Here is an 18,335-nt window from a genome sequence, read left to right on the forward strand (position 1 = left end):
ATGGCTGCAATATTTAGGCCCGCAAACGACCCCATTTCCAAGGGGACCAGGCTTGGAGATGCGGACAATGCTTGTGCCGAATGYGGGGTCGGTGGCAGGACGAAGATACCCGGGCAGGTCCATCGGCACYGGAGCCTCGAAGCCGCGGGTAGTGTTGCTTGCATGCCCCCCGGCCGTCCGCAGGCCGAGGAATGCCGCGACACAAACCAGCAGCAATACAGCGGAAAGCGTGGGAAACCTCATGTCATGTAGCTCATCTCGTGACGCACTCGCCCTGCGCTCAGGCGCGCCCGCCACCACGCGATGGTCCGTCTCAGGCCCTCKCGCAAGTCCGTTTGAGCCCTCCATCCTGTTGCGCTCTCAAGCCGGRATGAGTCCGCCAGCAGTGCCCGGACCTCGGAATTTTGCGGGYGCAACCGGCTCTCGTCACGATGGACCGGCTTGTTGGAACCGCTCAACTCCAGCACCAGGTCCAGAACGTCGGATATGGTCACGGCACGCTGGCTTCCGGCATTGTAGGCATGGCCGAATTCGAGCTCGGCCGAACCTGCGCTGAGAAACGCCGCGGCCGTGTCTTCGACGAAGGTAAGGTCGCGAACCGGACTCGTGTCCCCTACCATGATGGCTTGGCATTTTGGGTCGATGGCCTGCCTGATGAGCGTCGGAACAATCGCCCGTTCGCTTTGCCGCGGTCCGAACGTGTTGAATGGACGAAGCACCACGACTGGAACGTCGAACGAGCGGGCATAAGATTCCGCCATCATGTCGGCCCCGATCTTGGAGGCTGAGTAKGGCGACTGGCCCTGCAGCGGATGGGTTTCGCTGATCGGCATGGTCAAAGCGGTGCCATACACCTCGCTGGTCGAGGTGTGCACGATGCGCTCGGTGTCCCACTGACGAGCGGCTTCGAGCACGTTCACAGTGCCCAGGACGTTGGTCTCCACATAAGACTGGGCGGCTGCGTAGGAGTACGGGATGGCGATTAATGCCGCGAGATGAAACACGACGGCTTGGCCGCGTACGATCCGATTCAGGAAGGCACTGTCGCGGACGTCGCCACGAACGAGCTTGAGTTGGCTTCGGATATCGTCCGGCAGGTCATCCAGCCACCCGTGGCTGTCGAACGAATTGTAGAGAGCCAATGCCGTCACATCGGCCCCGCCGCGCACCAGCGCTTCAGTCAGATGCGAGCCTATGAAGCCATCCGCCCCGGTGACCAATACTCTCTTTCCCTTGTAGGTCATGTCCTGACAGTCCTCGCACTCCTTGGCTTTGGCAGGGCGAATGCTGCGAACGACCATTTGAACGGCTCACGCGCCGGTCGAACGGTCCACAGCCACGCCGAGAACGGTGAAAACACCTCGAATAATGAGCGCCGTGTCCGAGAGGATTGTCCGGCGGGCGTAATATGAAAGATCGATCCTCGCCTTTGCCGGAAACAGAACCTCCTTGTAGAAGACTGTTGGCTCGACGTCTCGAGGATAGAAATGAGCCTCATGGCGGAATATGATCTGAGCGGGACCGAACAGGCCGGGCTTGTATTGCAGGACAGCTTCGTAACCGTCCCTGAAGCAGTCGGCGAAAGACAGACTTTCCGGGCGCGGGCCGACCAAGGCCATGTCGCCTTTCAGGACGTTCCACAGCTGCGGCAGCTCATCCATTTTGCTGAAAGCGAGAAACCTGCCGACCGTCGTCATGCGGGCGTCGTTGGCAAGCGTCAGCGCTAGTCCCGCCGCATCGCATTGCGGGTAGAATTTTCGGAACTTGTACATACGGAAAAGCTGACCGCCGGCGCCGATGCGCGGCTGAATAAAGAGCACCGGGCGCCCGCCTTCGATCAGCAGCGCCGCTACAATAAGCAGCATCAACGGTGACAGGACGATGAGACCAAGAGACGCGGCAATCATATCGAGAGCGCGCCGGCCACGTCCATGGCTCACACAGCGCATCGCAAGCCGGCCAATGGGCATGTCGAACGCGTTCATGCTGCTGTCCCTGCCCGGGCGCCGCTGTGGAGCGCGGATGCCAGGGCGTCCACGACTGCTTCCGCCACGGGAGATGTTATCTGCGGATGCAGTGGAATGGTCAGTTCACGGTCAGCGAAGGCTTCGGTGCGCGGCAGRTGAACTCCGGGGAAAAGCTCCCGGTAGAACGTCATTTGATGCACAGGAGGATAGTGAATAGTCGTCTGTATGCCCTGCGCCCGCAACTCATCGATGACMTCTTGTCTGTTGACGTAGCGGGGCAACAGGATCGGCATGATGTGATAGGCAGAGCGGCGCGGTTCGGAAAACGGCATGGAAACGGCCGGACAGCGCATGGCGATGAGGCGTCGATACAATGTGACAAGGACGCGCCTGACCTCATTCCATTCCTGCAAATTCCGAAGCTGAACCAAGCCGATGGCTGCCCGCAGTTCATCCATGCGATAATTGAAGCCCAGCATCGTCACGTCATATTGCGGCGTGCGGCTGTTCAGTCTCTGTCGAGTACCGGTGGTCATGCCGTGACCACGCGCCTGGCGAATCTTCTCCCGCAGGTCTGGGTCACGCGTGATGACCGCGCCGCCTTCGGCGGTGGTCATGTTCTTGTTGCCGTAGAAGCTGAACGCCGCCCCCGCACCAAAGGTCCCAACCTCCTTCAGGCCAGGAGCATGCGCGGCGTCCTCGATAATGTAGAGCCCTCGCGCGCTTGCGAATGTCTGCCACTCCAGCTTGTTTGCGAGATAGCCTGCGAAATGGACGAGGATTACAGCCCTCGTGCGGGAGGTGCAGCTTGCCTCCGCATCTTCGAGCGACATCAGAGGCACGTCGTCGGATTCTATATCGATGAAGACCGGCTTGGCGCCGACGTACAAGACTGCGTTCACGGTCGCCACGAATGTCAACGAGGGCACCAGAACCTCGTCGCCGGGTCCGATCCCAAGTCCATGGAGAATAAGGTGGAGGGCCGCGGTGCAGGAACTGACGGCGACACAATCGTCGGCGCCGTGCATCGCGGCGAACGCTTCTTCGAATGCCCTGACGCGTTCGCCCATCGTCAGCCAGCCGCTGTCGATTACTTTCGACAAAGCGGCCTTCTCCGGCACACCCAACAAGGGAGCACTAACCAAGAGCATCCCAACCTCCCGGTGATACTCGCGACTGGAAAATCGRCTCAGGCTGCAGCCGCGGCGACCTCTATCGAAGCTGACTGCTCCTCCCAGGAAATCGTCTGCGCCTTCTGGAAGTCTTCGACGCGGCCAATGTCCAGCCAAAGACCCTCGTGCTTGTAGACGTGCACGACCTGCCCATCCTGGAGCATTTGCAACATGAGATCGTCGAAGCCGAAGGGGATGCCCGATGGAATGAACTGCAGAACCGCCGGATTCATGCAGTAGATTCCCATGCTCACCAGATGCGTGAGCGCGGGCTTTTCGCGAAAGACCTGAACGGTGTCATTGACCTCGTCAATGACGCCAAAGTCCATTTTGGTGACACGCGCCGCCGTCGCGATCGTAACCAGATCGTTGTGTGCCCGATGCGCCGTCACGAAACGGCTGAGGCTCAGATCGGTAAGCACATCGCCGTTCAGGACCAGAAAAGGTTCGTCCAGCTCGTCCCTGATCAGGGAGAGAGGGCCGATGGTCCCGAGCGGTTCCATTTCCTGCGTATAGCGTATCTTGAGGTTCCATTGCGAACCGTCGCCACACACGCTGCGGATCAGATGGCCTAGATAGCCGGTCGTGACGTAGACGTTCTCGATGCCGTTGCGCCGCAACCATTTGARCAGCAATTCAAGCACCGGCCGAGAGCCGATAGGCATCAGAGGCTTTGGCAGAACCGATGTGAATGGGCGCAGACGCATCCCCATTCCACCGCATTGGATAACCGCTTTCATAGGACACTCACTCCCTGCGCACACGGCCGACACAGGCCAACAATCAAGCTCAGCGTCCGGACACCTCCATCGTGCGGCTCCTGCCGCGCGATCTGCCGGACTTGCTACGAATTGAGCGAGAGATACGCTCAGCCTGTAGGCCTGTCGTCGTGCGTTCGAATGGCGCGCTCAGCTCCGCGACAATGAGCTGGCAGGCGGTGTTACAGCGTGTGCAGGCGCAGCCCCGCCATGGGCAGGGACCAAGGTCCGACTTTGCATCATGGTAAACGCAGAGTAACCTTTTCAACCGGAAGAGGCGCATTTCTGTTGGGTTCCGGTTTGGCGGACAGGTCCCGCATCGTCACAGAATTAATCCTATAGGCAAAACGTTCTGGACGCGTGCCCTGGTCCCCGGGCCGAAAGTGTGTGCGTTGGGGTACAATGTACAAAATTGTCATCGCCGATGATCACGGTCTCTATAGGCGTGGCTTACGGTCGGCGCTGACTGCCGGCATTGAGGACGTTGAGATATTCGAGGCCGCGTGCTTCGATGCCGCGGTTGGCCTTCTTGCCGAACAGGAAGGCGTCAGCCTTGCAATGCTCGACCTGAACATGCCGGGGCTTTTCACTCAGGAAGTGCTGGGCGATGTGCTAACGGCCTACCCGGATACGCGGTTTGCGATTGTTTCGGGAAATGATTCCCGTTCCGAAATCCTGACCGCTCTCAATGTGGGGCTGCACGGCTATATTGTGAAATCCCAWAGTGATGACGAGGTCGTGCTGGCGGTCARGGAAATCCTGGCAGGCCGCATCTACGTACCGGCGCTCCTGTCCCGACATTTGGGAGCACACGATCAGGTGCTCGAGATCCGCCACGGCAGCAGCGCCGGTGCCGGCGCTCTCGAAAGGCTCACATCCCGGCAAAAGGATGTACTAAGGCTGATGGCYGAAGGATATTCCAACAAAGAGATAGCGCGGGATCTCGACATCGCCGAGGCTACGACGAAGATCCATGCTGCGGCAATCATGCGGGAATTGGGGGTTCGAAACCGAACGGAAGCGGCAGTTCTGATAAAGACCTGGCTGGGGACGGTGTAAGCTACGCTTGAATCTGCTTTGACGACAGTCGAAGCGAATATCGAAACCCGTCCTCCCTAACTTCGAACTGCGAGGAATGACCGACAAGGGGCGTTCCGTCCACTCCAAGAACCATCGATCCGAAACCTTGGCGCTTGATCGGAGCCGCACGTCGGCGACCCGTTTCTATCCAGTCAAAAACAATCTCATCGCCTGTCCCGCCTGAGGTGAAAGCCCAACGTGCCTCAATCTTGCCCTGAGCATCGCCGAGCACCCCATGCTTGATCGAATTGGTGGTGAGTTCATGGATGATCATTGCAAAACTCTCCGCCGCTCCGCCTGAAATCTTGATGTCAGGGCCTGTGATTGCTGTCTTGCCGTCTTGCGAAAAGGGCTGGAGTTCCTGAACGACCAGATCGCGAATGGTGGATGACAGATCCGCGCTACGCGTGAGCAGCATGTGCGTCGCCTCGAGCGCGCGAATTCGCTCGACGAGGGTCTCTTTGAATTCCACGATGTTGCCTTCTGGCGCATCCTGCATCTTCACAATCGCGGTGATCACAGGGAACAGATTGCTGAACCTGTGGCGGAGTTCAAGCATCAGGGTTTCTTGCTTTCTTACCGCCGCGCGCAGCAGCGTCGTTTGACGTCGCTCGGTCARATCCGCGGCGATGCCGATGCGCCGGTCTCGGYCATCATGGTTTTCCTCGCGTCCCCGTAAGGCGATCCAACGGACTTGACCGTCAGGTCGCTTGAGACGAATCTCCACATCATAATTGACCCCCCGCCGGTTCGTTCCCAGCGGCGGCGCGAGCTTACCCCAGTCCGATGGGTGGACGATCGAAGACAGATCGGAAAGTGGGCGGAATGCCATCGGGGATAATCCAAGAATCTCCCAAAACTGACGTGAGCCCGAGATGACGTCCTGACCATAATCTATGCGCCAGGTTCCCAACCGRCCGGCAGACAATGCGAGGTCGAGCCATTCGTTTTGAGCTATGAGCGCTTCACGGTCAGCTCTTCGCTCGGTTATGTCATCTACGATCACAAACAGGCTGTCCGACGGCGCCATGTCCGACGCAGAAAGAGAAAGCGTCAACCAGGCCCAAAGTGCGCTGCCGTCCTTTTTAATCAGGCGCACTTCGGAGCCGAACCACGGGGCTTCAGATGTCAATGCGGCGAGCGAATTCTTGAGCAGCGCTCGATCATCTTCATGGACAAGCTCGTCTAGGGGCCGCCCAACAAGATCGTCTTCGAGGTAGCCGAGCAAGGCACCGAGGCGTTTGTTCAGCCGTAGCAATTCTCCTCTTCCGTTCGCAGTCGCAAAGCCCAGCGCAGCTCGTTCAAAAGCCCGGCGGTAACGCGACTCTGCAGCCTCGACCGCCGCGAGCTTGACGTCCAGCGCGGCCTGTAAGCTTTGCCTAGACCGATCGAAAAGAAAGGCGATCATGCTCCCGGCAAGCACAAGCAGGATTGCGCGCACCCAGTCATCGGCGAGAGGCAGGCCCTTCACAACCGTCCGGGCAGCCAGGCCGGTAGCCGCCATCAAAAGCGTTGATCCGACCGCAATCAGGCGGCTTTCCAGGAAGGYGATGACAACAATCCCCGGAATGAACTCGAGGAATGCTGGGTCTGTGGCACCCGCGAGGGAAACACTTATCTCGAAGAGCAGCGTGGCGACCAGAACAGCCGTCGACGCCAGATGAGTTCGCGACAGCGATTGTACCTCCTCGGCAACCCCATCCAACCTAACTACAACTTTTGGCTTAGCTCGTCGAGTTTAGACCGTCGATCGCACGACTAGTACGTCTGCCTGCTTCCAGAGCGCCAAAAATCAGGTCCTTATGAAAGAAAGACCAGCACCCTGGCTGTCGGTCGTCATGCACGGATGGCAGAGGCACAGAACGAGGACGGATGATCCATGAACCTGATCAGCGGGCGGAATGACACGAGGTCGATCGCAATGCCTGGCATGGTAGCGGCCGATGCCGGCAGCRGAACAACAACCACCTTCGCGCGAAGCGCCTCTCGCAAAACCATCAGGCCGACCATAGCTGGCACATGTGTGCGGCCGTGCCTTAACTCCATAACCGGTATGCTCGAGCGCATCGGCTGCGGGTGGCTTGTGYTGGGTGAGGCAAAGAGAGTGCTCGAATGGAATGCGGCCGCCGAAACCATCCTCGAGGCCTGTGCGGATTCCCTGGATTCGCCTGGCGATCTATCTGCGGCGCTGAGGAGCCTGATTGCTGGCGTGCCGGCTCATTTTGCTGCTGGATCGTTGTCCTGGATCGTCATCCGCAACGCTGGCGACCGGCCGGTTATCATGACTGAAGAGGGTGTTACCACCCCCGATGGGTCGATTATTGTCGCGCTTCTCGATCGCCAGCCGAGAACGGGGCCCAATCCGGAGACCTTGCGGAAAATGTTTGGATTGACCGGCGCCGAAACGCAGTTGGCGTTGCGTTTGGCAAGTGGCGATGCCCCTTTGGAAATTGCCGAGCGCAGCCGGCTCAGCCGAACCACGATCCGCACCCAGCTCGCCTCGCTATTTGCCAAGACAGAGACAAGGCGCCAGGCGGAATTGGTCGCTCTTCTGGGACGCATCTCGGTGCTGCCGTAAAACCGGAAACTTCCGATCATCCGGCGCGCCTGATTTTCCGAAAGCGCGCCGCTTGCTTCTTGGGCTTGAGCGTTTCACGGAAACGGCGAACCGTCCTATCTCTTTGTTTTTACGCAATTCCGGACGGAAGGCCATGGCGAAGTCRCCGAGCCTAGCCGCTCACACTTTTCCTTGAATTTGCTCTAACGCGGATGACCGTGCGGCCCGAGCTTGYCCAGCCGAACGAGGYGCGTCGATGCAGATGCCGGCTGACGACTCGCGCAGCCTGCCATCGATCTGTCCCGCGAATGTCCGCTATTCCTCGAACAGGCCAGGCATCTCAGAAGCATAGCGTCAGCGTTTACGGGTCTGCAGCGCGCCGAGTTTCGGTCGGATCCTGAACAGGTATTCCAGGGCGTACTGGTTCGCGATCTTCATCACGGACGGCCGAAGGATCTGCACGGCGTCTCGCATCGTCGTTCGCCAGGACTGATGGCGGAACCTGGCCGGGATGCGGGCCACCCGCAGCGCACGCAAAAGCGGCTCCGGTTCCGGGAGGCCCCTTCTATCCTCGATCAGATGCCAATTGAGCTGTTTGACGGCAAGGGTGACCTCATCCACGTCCTCATAGCTCTTCGAGGTCGTTATGCTCGGATGGTGTGTCGCATCATAGAAGATCAGCCCTTCGTTGATTGCCACCATATCGCCGTAACGGGCCAGATCGACAAAGAACAATTGGTCGACGCCGGCCGGGATGGATTTGTGTGCGCGCATCTGGCATCCGGCGTGGATCACGGCAGCGTTGATCAGCAGCGTCGAAGGGATGATGCCAAGGCTCCTGGTCACCCGTACCAGGTAGAGGTCCGTCAGGCACTGCTGGCTCGAATAGAGCGAGACCCGGTTTTGCTCCGGCGGATCCGACCGCATTACGACCCGGCTTTCCTCGACAACATGCGCTGCGCAGGTCATGAACGCTGCCGACGGATATCTTATCGAGATCTCGGCAAATCGCTTCAGAGCTCCCGGGGCCAGCCAATCGTCGTCATGCAGCAATTTGATCCACTTGCCTGAGCAGGCAAGCATGGCGTTGTTGGTGTTCTCCACCTGCCCCCGGCCCCTGTGGTTTTCGACGATCCGGATGCGCGGATCGCATCGCGCATAATCTTCCAAGATGGGCCAACTCGATCCCTTGGGTCCTTCGTCGTCGCTGATGACAAGTTCCCAGTTGGAAAAATCTTGCCCTACAATGCTGTCGATGGTGCGCCTGATGGTATCCGGCCGGCGAAACGTCGGAACGGCAACGGAAATGAATGGGCGCGCGGATGATACGTCGGCAGCATGAGCGAGATTGGCCACGGGGCCAAGCGCCGACAGATTTGTCTCGCTTTTGCTGGCGACTGYCGGCTTTAGCGACGGCACGGCTCCTTCAGGATGCGCGTCACTACTCAACAGGAGCTTCATCGTGCTGTTTCCTCGCGATTGAATACGGACTCGACAATGTTGCCTGTGCCGGTTCGGTGTCCCGCTTCAGAAGGTACAGTGAGGCTGCGGTTTTGATRGCAAACCCAACCATCCCGCCAATAGCCATGAGATAGATGACGTCGATGGCTTCCCACCCCATCTTGGCGCCGACGAGCAGCGGACCAAAGACAAGCACCATCCGCGCCGCGTCTACGACCAGCCGCAGCTCCTGCCGTCGCAACAGGGTGGGAACTTCGCTGAGCGGTGTYGACAGGGCCTGCACGGCGCCCATGAAAGCCAAGGCGGTCATGATTTGTGCCGTCGGGATCCAGGCCTGGCCCAGGAGCGGGACGACAAGGTACGGAGCAGCCAGCCCAAGCGCCAATATCGGCAACGCAGTGAGGCCCGTGACAAGGATAAGGAGGCCACGCGCGACGCCGAGCATGTGCCCACGATCGCTGCTCTTGTTCGCCTCCGCGACGAATACGTTGCTCAGCGGAGTGGCTATCAGCACGATTGGCCCTGTCACCAACCGCGTCGCGACGCCGAGGTAACCGGCGAAAGCTGGGCCAAACAACGAACCCACGAGAATTGYCGGAAGATTGTTGATGGCATAGCTGCCGAGCGTCGCGGGGATATCGAACAACGGGAACTTGTATTCCCTGGCCGCCTTGTCGAAGGCACTTCTCCACGGCGCTCGATAGATGCCGCGCACATCATCCCAACTCAGAATCCGAAAGCCCAGAAAGGCGAGGAAAATAAACTGGCTGAGGACATGCGCATGCACCATCGATTCGCCCCCGAGACGGGCAAAGCCAAAAACCAATTGCAGCAGCGCCATGGTCGCCGGCAGGATCAGCCGACCGAGAGCGAAATCGCGCAGCAGGCCGGCGCGCAAAGCCCAGCAATTCATCGTCTCGACGAGCGCGGCACCGCTCATGCCAATCGGAACGAGCCAGAACAGATGTCTGAATTKGGTAGGCGCAAAGCTCAAAAGCATCTGCCCGACAGCAAAGGCGAGGATACCAGTCGTCAATACCGCCAGCACGATGAGCTTTACGGTGACGTAGGTCTGCTCGGTTTCCTTGACCCCGTAGAGCGAGGGTTCGAAGCGCAGCGCCGCGACCGCGCCGAGGATGTTCACCGTCGAGAGATAGATCGTGAAGACGCCGAAATCGGCAGGTGAATAAAGGCGGGCCAATATCGGAATGGTGGCGACCAGGGTGAGTTGCCCTGCAATTGCCATTGCCGAAACGCCGCCTGCGGCGCGGACGATTCTGCCGATCGGGCTTGCTGTTATCCGCCCCTCCCTGGATCTCAGAAAGTCGCTGTAGGACATTGGTTCGCGATTCCGAGAACGGCTGACGACTGGAATGGGAGCGTACGGAGGYTGTCGCATCGCGCCATCATTCACCTGAATGATGGCACGCATCCAAATGCCGGTTCGATCCAYGGTGGGGAAACGAAACGTCGATGACGGATGCGGCAAGGCCCGGTTGGCGGCCAACGGCCCTGCCAGCTTATCGGCTGCATTTTCCCGAGTTGGATCAGCAGGTTGGAAGGCAATACTATGGCGGCTTATGGCCCGTAGAGTCCCAGTGTTTCGGATGGCTGCTCGACCCGCCGGTGCTCACCATCCGTTGTGCCCAGAATGTATCTGGCGATGATCGCCCGCTCGACGACTTGCGTGCTTTTCATTGTGGAACGTTGGCTTGAAGTCTTGGCGCAAACGACGTCTCGCCCTGACACGGCAAGTATATCGCTTATAGTCTCAAAAACGCCGAGGGAACGCATATTAACTTCGAAATCGGCTTCGAAGAGCCGCTCCGCCGGAGGCTCACGCTCCATGCGCTGGCGAAGACGGGTCGCGACCGTCGCTCGTGGCGCCAGAACCCTGATCGTGAGATCCGCGACCGGTACATCGCCCAGCATCGTTTCGAGAACGGCTTTGTCCGCATTCCCGTTGAGCGCCGCCAAGGATCCGACTGCCTGGACATAACCCTCGTCGAAGATAAGAATATCGTGGGCCAGCTTAGCTCGATCCCAGGCGTGCGACAGCTTCAGTATCTGCTGCCAAGCCCGGGCACGCCAGATCGGCTTTTTCGGCGGCATCGCTCTGAGCATGAGCAGGGATTTCGATAAATTTGATCTGCCATTGCGCGGGAAAAAAATGACCTTGGCCGTGGAGACGGTCGCCGAGACGATCCGCGAGACGAACAGAAGGGCGCCCAGATCAAGTGCTCCCGACCTGATCGCCGGCCGGTAGCTGCGAATGACCTCGGCACTGTATCCATCCTCACGCAACCGGCTGGCAAGAGCGTGGGCTAAGGTTGTCTTGCCCGAACCGGGCGGACCGAAGAGCTCGACGATCACGGTTCAACACTCGACATGGCGCTCGCGGCTGGCCTCACGGGATCCGCGTAAGCAACAAGTCCCCGCTGTCACCGAACCGATATTTGGCGTGTCGTTTCAGATTGACCCGGGTAAGGACGCTACCGATCGGAATCGAGCTCGCGCCATCCCTTTGAAGCAACTCCAAAACGCCGCGGGCGATATCGCGCGGCGTCCTGTTCCAGCGGATGGCAAGAAGGATGGCGTCCGCCCAACTCGTGAGGAATCTTGCTTCCGGACCGGCGAGCCCGGATGGCCCGTTGATAATGACCAGACTGTACTCGGCCTGCAGTTCATCCCTGCATTCAAGGCTGTCTGCGCGCGCGAGAAGCTCGAGCAAATCTTCGGCCGGCGCAACGGTCATCAGGTCGACGCCCGCACCAGGCACACTCACAATTGCATCCTCCAGAGCACAGCGATTGCGGATGAAGTCGCCGAACGATCGGTGAGCCTTCGCCCCGCCACCCTGCCGGACGAATTCTTGCGTGAGTTGATGGTGCGTAGGTTCCAGATCGATCAGAAGAACCGGGCCACCCAACCGCGTAGCGGCCAATGCCAGGCTCCAGGCAAGCTCATTCGCGCCGTCATGGCGCAGGCTGGACGTGATCAGGACGGTATGTGGGGAACGCAACCTGGCCTGGTTTGGTGCCGCGCTGACCAGAAGCGACGTGACGGCACGACTGTAGGCGGATCTGGGTTGATCGAGAATTAAATGTCGCAGCTCCCTCATGACGATCTTGCCAGGTTCAGGAATGAGACCAATGCAGGGAACTCTGAGCGCTGCTTCGGTCTCGGCCTCGCCGCGCAGCGCGCGATTGAACCTGGTGCGGACCAGCACGAAGGCTGCGCCGAGTAGGGCGAAAGCGATCATTCCCGGGGGCACCAGGAAGATCGGCGGCAAGGTCTGCGGTTTGGCCGGCGGCCATGCCGGGGAAAGGATCGACACGCCTGCTGAAGGAGCGGCGATGCGCCGCGTCAGATCCTGCTGCCGGCTCAGGAGGTCGTTGTATCGTTGGGTTAGCAGGTTGACCTGGGGTTCGAGCGCACGCAAACCGGAAAGCCGGCTGGCGGTGTCGGCCACCACGACGTCGAGAACATTCTTGCGATCTTCCAGCGCCTTGACCTGAGCCCGGTAGGTGCTCACCTGCGTCTCGACGCTCGCCAGGCCCTGCTGGATCTCGTTGTCGATCCTCGCGCTCAGGTCGGTGTCCGCCGGCGTCTTGGCCTGGCGAGCCGCAAGGTCGGCAAGGTCCGGAGTACCCATGGCTTCGGCCAGCGAGGCGATCGGAGCACCCTGTTTGCGAAGATCCTGGATATGCTGAAGGCGTGYCTCCATCGCCTCTAGATCGGCCTTGGACATCGATATCTGCTGGCTGAGGTCAGCCCTTTCCCTGGCTGCGTTGTCAGCCGCGCCCTGATCGACGGCCCCATGGCTCAGCCTGTATTTCTCCAGCCGATCGGTCGCCGAAACGAGGTCGCTTTGCACCGTGGGCAGACTGGCGACCACTCTATCGAGCTCCAGCCTGTCTTCTGCCTGCCGCCTTTTCGCGAGCTCGTCGATATAGACTTGGGAAAATGTGTTGGCGACCTTGGCTGCTCGTACCGGGTCTTCGTCCGCGAAGGCAACGGAGATCACCCTCGATCGCAGTTCCTGCCCAATTCTCATTCTATTTCTCAACAGCTTCAGGTCGGGATCGATCGCGTCTTGCCCGCTGTCGGGCCAAAGTCGCTCGACGATCTGAGCGGCGCGCGACCCTATCGACGCCGGAGTTGGACCAGGTGCGGGCGTTCCGGTTGCAGGCGAACCCTGCGCCGCGTTGGCGCCTTCCATGTCGTRCRGCGCCGCCGCGACGCGGCGCAGGTGGCCCTGAGACGAAAGCATGGTGATGTGATCATCGATGCTGGAATCGATAAGGTCCTGCGCGGACGACCCGCCCGGAGCAACGGAGCTGCGCGCCGGCGGGTCGATTATCAACTGGCTGGTCGCCTCGAACATCACGGGGCGGGCCAGGCCGGCTAGCGCCGCGACGAACGCACCGACAACCGCAAAGGCAAGGATCAGCCATTTTTTTCTGGCCAGGGCCGCCGCCAGTTCGTGCGTGGGCGTAGGTGGTTGGTATTCGCGCCGTGGCCGTACGCGATCCCTGTGTTCGACAACCGTTGGAGCAGATTGGGGAACGGTTCGCGGAAGTTTCATTCGGCTGACGGCGGTACCTGCCATTTCATACTCCTGCCATGTCGAGTTCGCGCGAGGAGGTCGCGGCTGGCGCTCGCCGCGTCTCATGGCGCCAGGCCTGAAACATCAAGGCCGACCACAATTCGCGCGAGCGATCCTGCCCTCGCATGTGATCGCGCCAGCAACCGTCCACTTTGGCGCTGTCCAGCACGCCGTCGCCGTCATGCCGGATATCGGCGAGAAGATCGGTCGCCCAGCTATGCAGCGGACCTCTCAGCCATGCGGCAACCGGAACGTCGAACCCTTGTTTCGGCCTGTTGATCAGCCGGTCCGGAAGATAACGCCGCAGCAGATTGCGAAGAATCCACTTGCCTCTGCCGTTGCGCACCTTTGCATCCGACGRCAGGCGCCAGGYGAACTCGACGACGCGGTGGTCAAGCAAGGGACTCCGGCCCTCAAGACCGTTGGCCATGGTGRCGCGATCCAGCTTCACCAGTATGTCGCCGGGCAAGTAGCCAGCCATGTCGTCGTAGAGAACGCGCGACAGCAATCCGTCGAGCTTCGGGGCGCCGGCGATCGATGAAGACTGATCTCGTCGCGTGAGGCTCGCGGTGGGTGACGTTACCAGCCGCTGATACAATTCATCTTCATGCCTGGCGCTGAGCAAGCCGGCGAAACGATTGAGCCGGTCGCTCCGCAGCATATGGCGCACATTTGCGGCAAGCGGGAGCCTGTCCAGGACATCCTCGCGCGCCGCACGGGCCAGCAAGTCCAAGCCGGTTGCCAGCGTGCGACGCACTGCGAGCGGAAGACTTTGCTGACGCTTCAGCCGATCCGCCATGAAGTGGCGGCCATAGCCGGCAAAGCACTCATCGCCACCGTCGCCCGACAGAGCGACCGTCACGTGCTGACGGGCGAGCCGCGCCACCAGCAGCGTCGGTATCTGGGATTCGTCGGCGAATGGCTCGTCCCATATCCGGGGCAGCTCCGGAATGACCTGGCGTGCCGCCCCAGGCGAAAGGTGAAGCTCCGTATGATCCGTGCCCAGATGTTTTGCCACCTCCGCGGCATAGCCGCTCTCGTCAAATCCCCCCTCGGCGAAGGCGATGGTGAAAGTGCGCACCGGACTTCTGGATTGAGCCTGCATCAGAGCCGCGACGGTGGAGCTGTCGATCCCGCCGGACAGAAAGCTGCCCAAAGGCACGTCGGCAATCATACGTTCGCGAACTGCGAGCCGAAGCAGCTCGTCGAGCTCATTGGTGAGATCGTCGTCACCGCCGGCGATCGGGTCCTCGCGGCCCTTCGTGGCAATTTCGGCCAGCGACCACCAGTGCTCGGCACGCTGGGAAAGCGATGCGGCGCTGCCCGCCTGTGCGAGATCCGCAGACCTGATAGAGAGCACGGAACCGGGCGGCAACTTGAACGCATTCCGCCAGATGCATGCCTGATCCGGCACCCACCCTTTCGAAAGCATAGCTTCGGCGGCCCCGAGATCGAGCTCGGGAGAGAAGTGCGGAAAGCACCTGATTGCCTTGAGCTCCGACGCAAAAACCAGGGCATGCCCGGCCAGGGCGACGTAGAGCGGTTTTTTGCCGATCCTGTCCCGGGCAAGGTGCAGGGTCTTGGTCTTCAGATCCCATAGCGCAAAGGCAAACATGCCTGCGCTGCGCCTCAGGGCAGGCTCAAGGCCCCACGTCTCAATGGCGCACAACAAGACTTCGGTATCGCCGGTCCCACGGAACTGTCGACCGGCGCTTTCAAGTTCGCGCCGCAGGTCGCGAAAATTGTAAATCTCGCCGTTGAAGGTGATCACGTACCGGCCGCTGGCGGAGAGCATCGGCTGTTGCCCCGCGCTCGACAGATCAACGATGGCAAGCCGCCGGTGGCCGAAGGCAATCCCGGCGTCGCGATCCACCCACAGCCCCTGGCCATCCGGTCCGCGATGCCGAAGCGAGGCTGTCATAAGCTCAATCGCTTCAAGCGACTTCGGGTCCATTTGCGCCGGCGAGATCAGAATTCCGGCAATCCCACACATCACGCCACCCTCACATGCTGGGGCCGAAGGCGAACCTCGGGACGCATTCCTGCGACAAGGCAGAACGTCAGCGCGAACCATACGATCGGGTGGCGGATGATCAGATGAGGCATGCTGAAGACGACCACCGAGGCAAGAAGAACCGAAAGCGCGTCGAACCGGYTGCGCCAGGCAGACATGGCGGCCGATGCGACGATCCAAATCAGGGCGAGGACCGCCACCAGACCGCCCTGAAGGTAGAGATCGAGTATTGTGTTGTGAGCTTCGAACGGTCGCTCCAGGAACTGCCTGTCCGCGACCGGTGGCCGCTCCAGGTGCGGACCGGGACCAAGGCCGAGCGACCAGGACTCCAGTCCCTTCTCGACCGCCTCGCCCCATAGAAAGACCCGCAGGTCAAATGTCTCCTCAGTCGCCTCGCCGCCTCCGTCCTTGGTGAGGCTCTTGGCGAACTGCGCCACGCTGCTCTCCTCGGCGGCGGCAAACGGCGCAACCGCGATCGCCAAGGGAACGGCGCCAACGATCAGCAAGAGCGCAATCTGCCGGGAAAGACTGGCTCGGTCAGAGGCGGAGGCGAACCATACCCTGAGCCGCAGTCCGAGAAACACGAGGCAGCTCAGAATAGTGGTGTAAAGATAGGTGTCGCTTTTGGTCAGCCGTCCGACATAGAAGATCGGGATAAGGCTCGATAGCGCGAAGAACTGGGCCCATCGGTTGTTGGTGGTCACCGCAAGGTGCAGAGCCAGTGGGCCGAAGACCGCGCAATAAAGCGCGAGTTGGTTGGGATTTTCCGACCAGCCGCGCAAGCGATCCCAATACCACGGATCTATCCCCGACTGATGGATCCAACCCCAGGCAAGCCCGAGTTGGACCATGAAAGCGCCGAAAGCGATTGCGATCACGCACCAGGCGCTGCGCCGAAGATGGGACTCGGCGTCGGGTTCCAGGGCGGCAAGACAGGTGACRCTCGCCAACAGCGCATAGGCCATCGCGTCGTGCGACAACCCTGTGAGGTAGARCACGGTTGTGGAGTAGCCGACGGCGGTGCCGATCGCCAACGTCAACGACAGAAGCAACCAGAACTTCGCCAATTTTAAAAAGGCCGGCGTCGCCTCGATCGGGCCGCCTGCCAGTATCCGGCCGACGGACAGCACGATCCAGAGCACGAGGAACAGCTCACCGTAACCGAATGGCAAACCCGGTACCGATACCTGCGACGCGAAGGACAAGGCAACGCCCGCAGCGAGCAATGCATCCCTTATCATCGGCGCGCCTCGCCCAATCGGCGCTTGGCGACACGGTCTGCCGACGCRGAGTGTGCAAGACCGCCTCTGGYCTGAGTCGCCAGGACGCTCCTGTAGAGGTCRCAATACTGCTCGACCACTCCCGAAAGGGCAAAACGCTCTCTGACGAGCGCGGCGCTCCGGGCACCCATGGCTTTGGCGTGCGCGCGATCCGAGAGCAGGTCGACTATGCGATCCGCCAACGCATCCGGATCGCGCGGTGCAACCAGATAGCCGTTCCATCCATCCTGGACGACATCGGCGCAGCCTGGCATCCTTGAGGCTACGATGGGCAGGCCCGCTAGCCCTGCCTCCAGCAACACGCGAGGAATTCCCTCGCGGTATTCGGTTGGAAAGGCGAAGACGTCGGCCATGCCCAGGAGCGAAGGAATGTCCTGGCGTTTCCCCAACACGACGACTTTTGACCCAAGCCGCCGGATTTCCGATTCGTCGACCGCAAAGGGGCCTTCGGATTGCCACGGCCCAATTAACACGAAGCGCGCGTCTGGCCGTTTGGCGAGAACTTTCGRCACGGCCTTGAGGAGGGTCGGAATCCCCTTCTGCCGGGTCAGCCGGCCGACAAACATCACGACTTCAGCCGATTGAAGCCCTAGTTCCTGCCGCATTGTCACGGCGGACGGCCCAAGGTGTCTCGCAGCCGCGAATGCGCCAATGTCGATGCCGGAGCCGGCGATGAGACGCTTGTCGCTGTGTCCAAGCAGCCGATACCTTTCGAAGAACGTCCGATCGTCGTGGTTTTGGAACACTGTCGCTGCCGTCCAGAACGACGACAGCCACTGCAGCCCGCAGAAGATCGGCCGAAGCATCAACGCGCGCGGTGAATGCGATGAGAACGTCCAACCCAACCCGTTGATCGTGCGGACAATCGGCACTTGCCCTCGCACCGCGAGCGGGGTCAAGAGATTAGGCTTGGTGTCGAAACTCTGCACGATGTCGGGCCGCAACTCGACTATCAATCCGCGCAGCGCCCTGACCGTGCCCGCTTTCCCACTGCCGCTGCTGAAGCGGTCGAAGCCATAGCGTCTGTGYGCTATCCCATGTCTTAGGAATGAGGCGCCGTCGCAGGTCGAAACGGCAGTGATCTGGAAGCCCCTCTCACGCACCTCCATGAGGAATGGAATTCGCAGAGCGTGATCCTCGCCGCCGACGCAGACCAGGTGCGGCTTCATTTCGCCACTCCCCAAAAGCTGCGGTTCGCCAGCTGCCCGAAATGGCTGGAACTTGGATAGTCTTTCATGGTCCGCTGTCTTTGCGAGGAATGCGTCAGTCGACCATCAAAGCTAGGGGCACCCCCTGGACTTGTCCTCGTCTGTTCGAATGACGGGACCAGCCGGTTCCGCGTAGTGATCAGGGAAGTGGGTGTCGGAAACCGATGCGGGTTCGACGCGAATCTCCCAGCGGTTTACTGCTGCTGGACGCGAGATCTCTCGCTATCGG

General features: G+C 60.5%; 14 protein-coding genes. 2 read left to right on the forward strand and 12 right to left on the reverse strand.

Going from position 1 to position 18,335, the window contains the following annotated elements:
• Positions 1-239: 239 nt before the first annotated feature.
• From LCM4576_RS03150 to LCM4576_RS03165, 4 genes are all read right to left on the reverse strand, one after another.
• Positions 240-1,244, reverse strand: a complete 1,005-nt coding sequence (locus tag LCM4576_RS03150) for an SDR family NAD(P)-dependent oxidoreductase (RefSeq protein ID WP_071030576.1) — start codon at positions 1,242-1,244, stop codon at positions 240-242.
• A gap of 66 nt (positions 1,245-1,310) precedes the next feature.
• Entirely contained in the window at positions 1,311-1,985 is a 675-nt protein-coding gene (locus LCM4576_RS03155; RefSeq protein WP_071030486.1) for a sugar transferase, read from the reverse strand.
• Positions 1,982-3,118 carry a DegT/DnrJ/EryC1/StrS aminotransferase family protein gene (locus tag LCM4576_RS03160; RefSeq protein ID WP_071030487.1) on the reverse strand — a complete coding sequence of 379 codons (1,137 nt, stop codon included), beginning with the start codon at positions 3,116-3,118 and terminating at the stop codon, positions 1,982-1,984. Before LCM4576_RS03160 ends, LCM4576_RS03155 begins: the two co-directional genes overlap by 4 nt.
• Positions 3,119-3,156: 38 nt before the next feature.
• Positions 3,157-3,879, reverse strand: a complete 723-nt coding sequence (locus tag LCM4576_RS03165; RefSeq protein ID WP_071030488.1) for a sugar phosphate nucleotidyltransferase — start codon at positions 3,877-3,879, stop codon at positions 3,157-3,159.
• A gap of 420 nt (positions 3,880-4,299) precedes the next feature.
• Here LCM4576_RS03165 and LCM4576_RS03170 point away from each other — a divergent pair, with 420 nt between their 5' ends.
• The gene (locus LCM4576_RS03170; RefSeq protein WP_071030489.1) at positions 4,300-4,956 is read left to right on the forward strand and encodes a response regulator transcription factor; all 657 of its coding nucleotides are present in this window, start codon (positions 4,300-4,302) and stop codon (positions 4,954-4,956) included.
• Position 4,957: 1 nt separating this feature from the next.
• On the opposite strand, the gene LCM4576_RS03175 is transcribed toward LCM4576_RS03170, so the two are convergent.
• Positions 4,958-6,682, reverse strand: coding sequence for a sensor histidine kinase (locus tag LCM4576_RS03175; protein WP_071030490.1), 1,725 nt, complete (start codon positions 6,680-6,682; stop codon positions 4,958-4,960).
• A 174-nt stretch (positions 6,683-6,856) separates the two neighbouring features.
• Between LCM4576_RS03175 and LCM4576_RS03180 the strand changes: the two genes are divergently transcribed.
• Positions 6,857-7,555, forward strand: a complete 699-nt coding sequence (locus tag LCM4576_RS03180) for a helix-turn-helix transcriptional regulator (protein WP_071030491.1) — start codon at positions 6,857-6,859, stop codon at positions 7,553-7,555.
• A gap of 333 nt (positions 7,556-7,888) precedes the next feature.
• Here LCM4576_RS03180 and LCM4576_RS03185 read toward each other — a convergent pair whose 3' ends face one another.
• The 7 genes from LCM4576_RS03185 to LCM4576_RS03215 form a co-directional block, all read right to left on the reverse strand.
• Positions 7,889-8,995: a glycosyltransferase family 2 protein gene (locus LCM4576_RS03185; RefSeq protein ID WP_083361285.1), complete on the reverse strand. Its 1,107-nt coding sequence runs from the start codon at positions 8,993-8,995 to the stop codon at positions 7,889-7,891.
• On the reverse strand, positions 8,976-10,334 hold the full coding sequence (locus tag LCM4576_RS03190) for a lipopolysaccharide biosynthesis protein (protein ID WP_071030492.1): 1,359 nt from the start codon (positions 10,332-10,334) through the stop codon (positions 8,976-8,978). The genes LCM4576_RS03185 and LCM4576_RS03190 overlap by 20 nt, the downstream gene beginning before the upstream one ends.
• A 239-nt stretch (positions 10,335-10,573) precedes the next feature.
• Positions 10,574-11,368: an AAA family ATPase gene (locus tag LCM4576_RS03195; RefSeq protein WP_071030493.1), complete on the reverse strand. Its 795-nt coding sequence runs from the start codon at positions 11,366-11,368 to the stop codon at positions 10,574-10,576.
• Between the two features lie 34 nt (positions 11,369-11,402).
• Entirely contained in the window at positions 11,403-13,607 is a 2,205-nt protein-coding gene (locus LCM4576_RS03200) for an exopolysaccharide transport family protein (RefSeq protein WP_071030494.1), read from the reverse strand.
• A 1-nt stretch (position 13,608) separates the two neighbouring features.
• Entirely contained in the window at positions 13,609-15,597 is a 1,989-nt protein-coding gene (asnB, locus tag LCM4576_RS03205) for an asparagine synthase (glutamine-hydrolyzing) (protein ID WP_071030495.1), read from the reverse strand.
• Complete coding sequence (locus tag LCM4576_RS03210) at positions 15,597-16,859, reverse strand: O-antigen ligase (RefSeq protein WP_071030496.1); 1,263 nt, start codon at positions 16,857-16,859, stop codon at positions 15,597-15,599. Before LCM4576_RS03210 ends, asnB begins: the two co-directional genes overlap by 1 nt.
• Positions 16,856-18,067: a glycosyltransferase gene (locus LCM4576_RS03215; protein WP_071030497.1), complete on the reverse strand. Its 1,212-nt coding sequence runs from the start codon at positions 18,065-18,067 to the stop codon at positions 16,856-16,858. The genes LCM4576_RS03210 and LCM4576_RS03215 overlap by 4 nt, the downstream gene beginning before the upstream one ends.
• Positions 18,068-18,335: the final 268 nt, after the last annotated feature.

The organism is Mesorhizobium sp. LCM 4576 (assembly GCF_001854815.1).
Lineage (GTDB): Bacteria > Pseudomonadota > Alphaproteobacteria > Rhizobiales > Rhizobiaceae > Mesorhizobium > Mesorhizobium plurifarium.

Excerpts from the sequence above, each read along its gene's own strand:
- LCM4576_RS03155 (WP_071030486.1), bottom strand. The coding sequence starts at position 1,985 with ATGAACGCGTTCGACATGCCCATTGGCCGGCTTGCGATGCGCTGTGTG.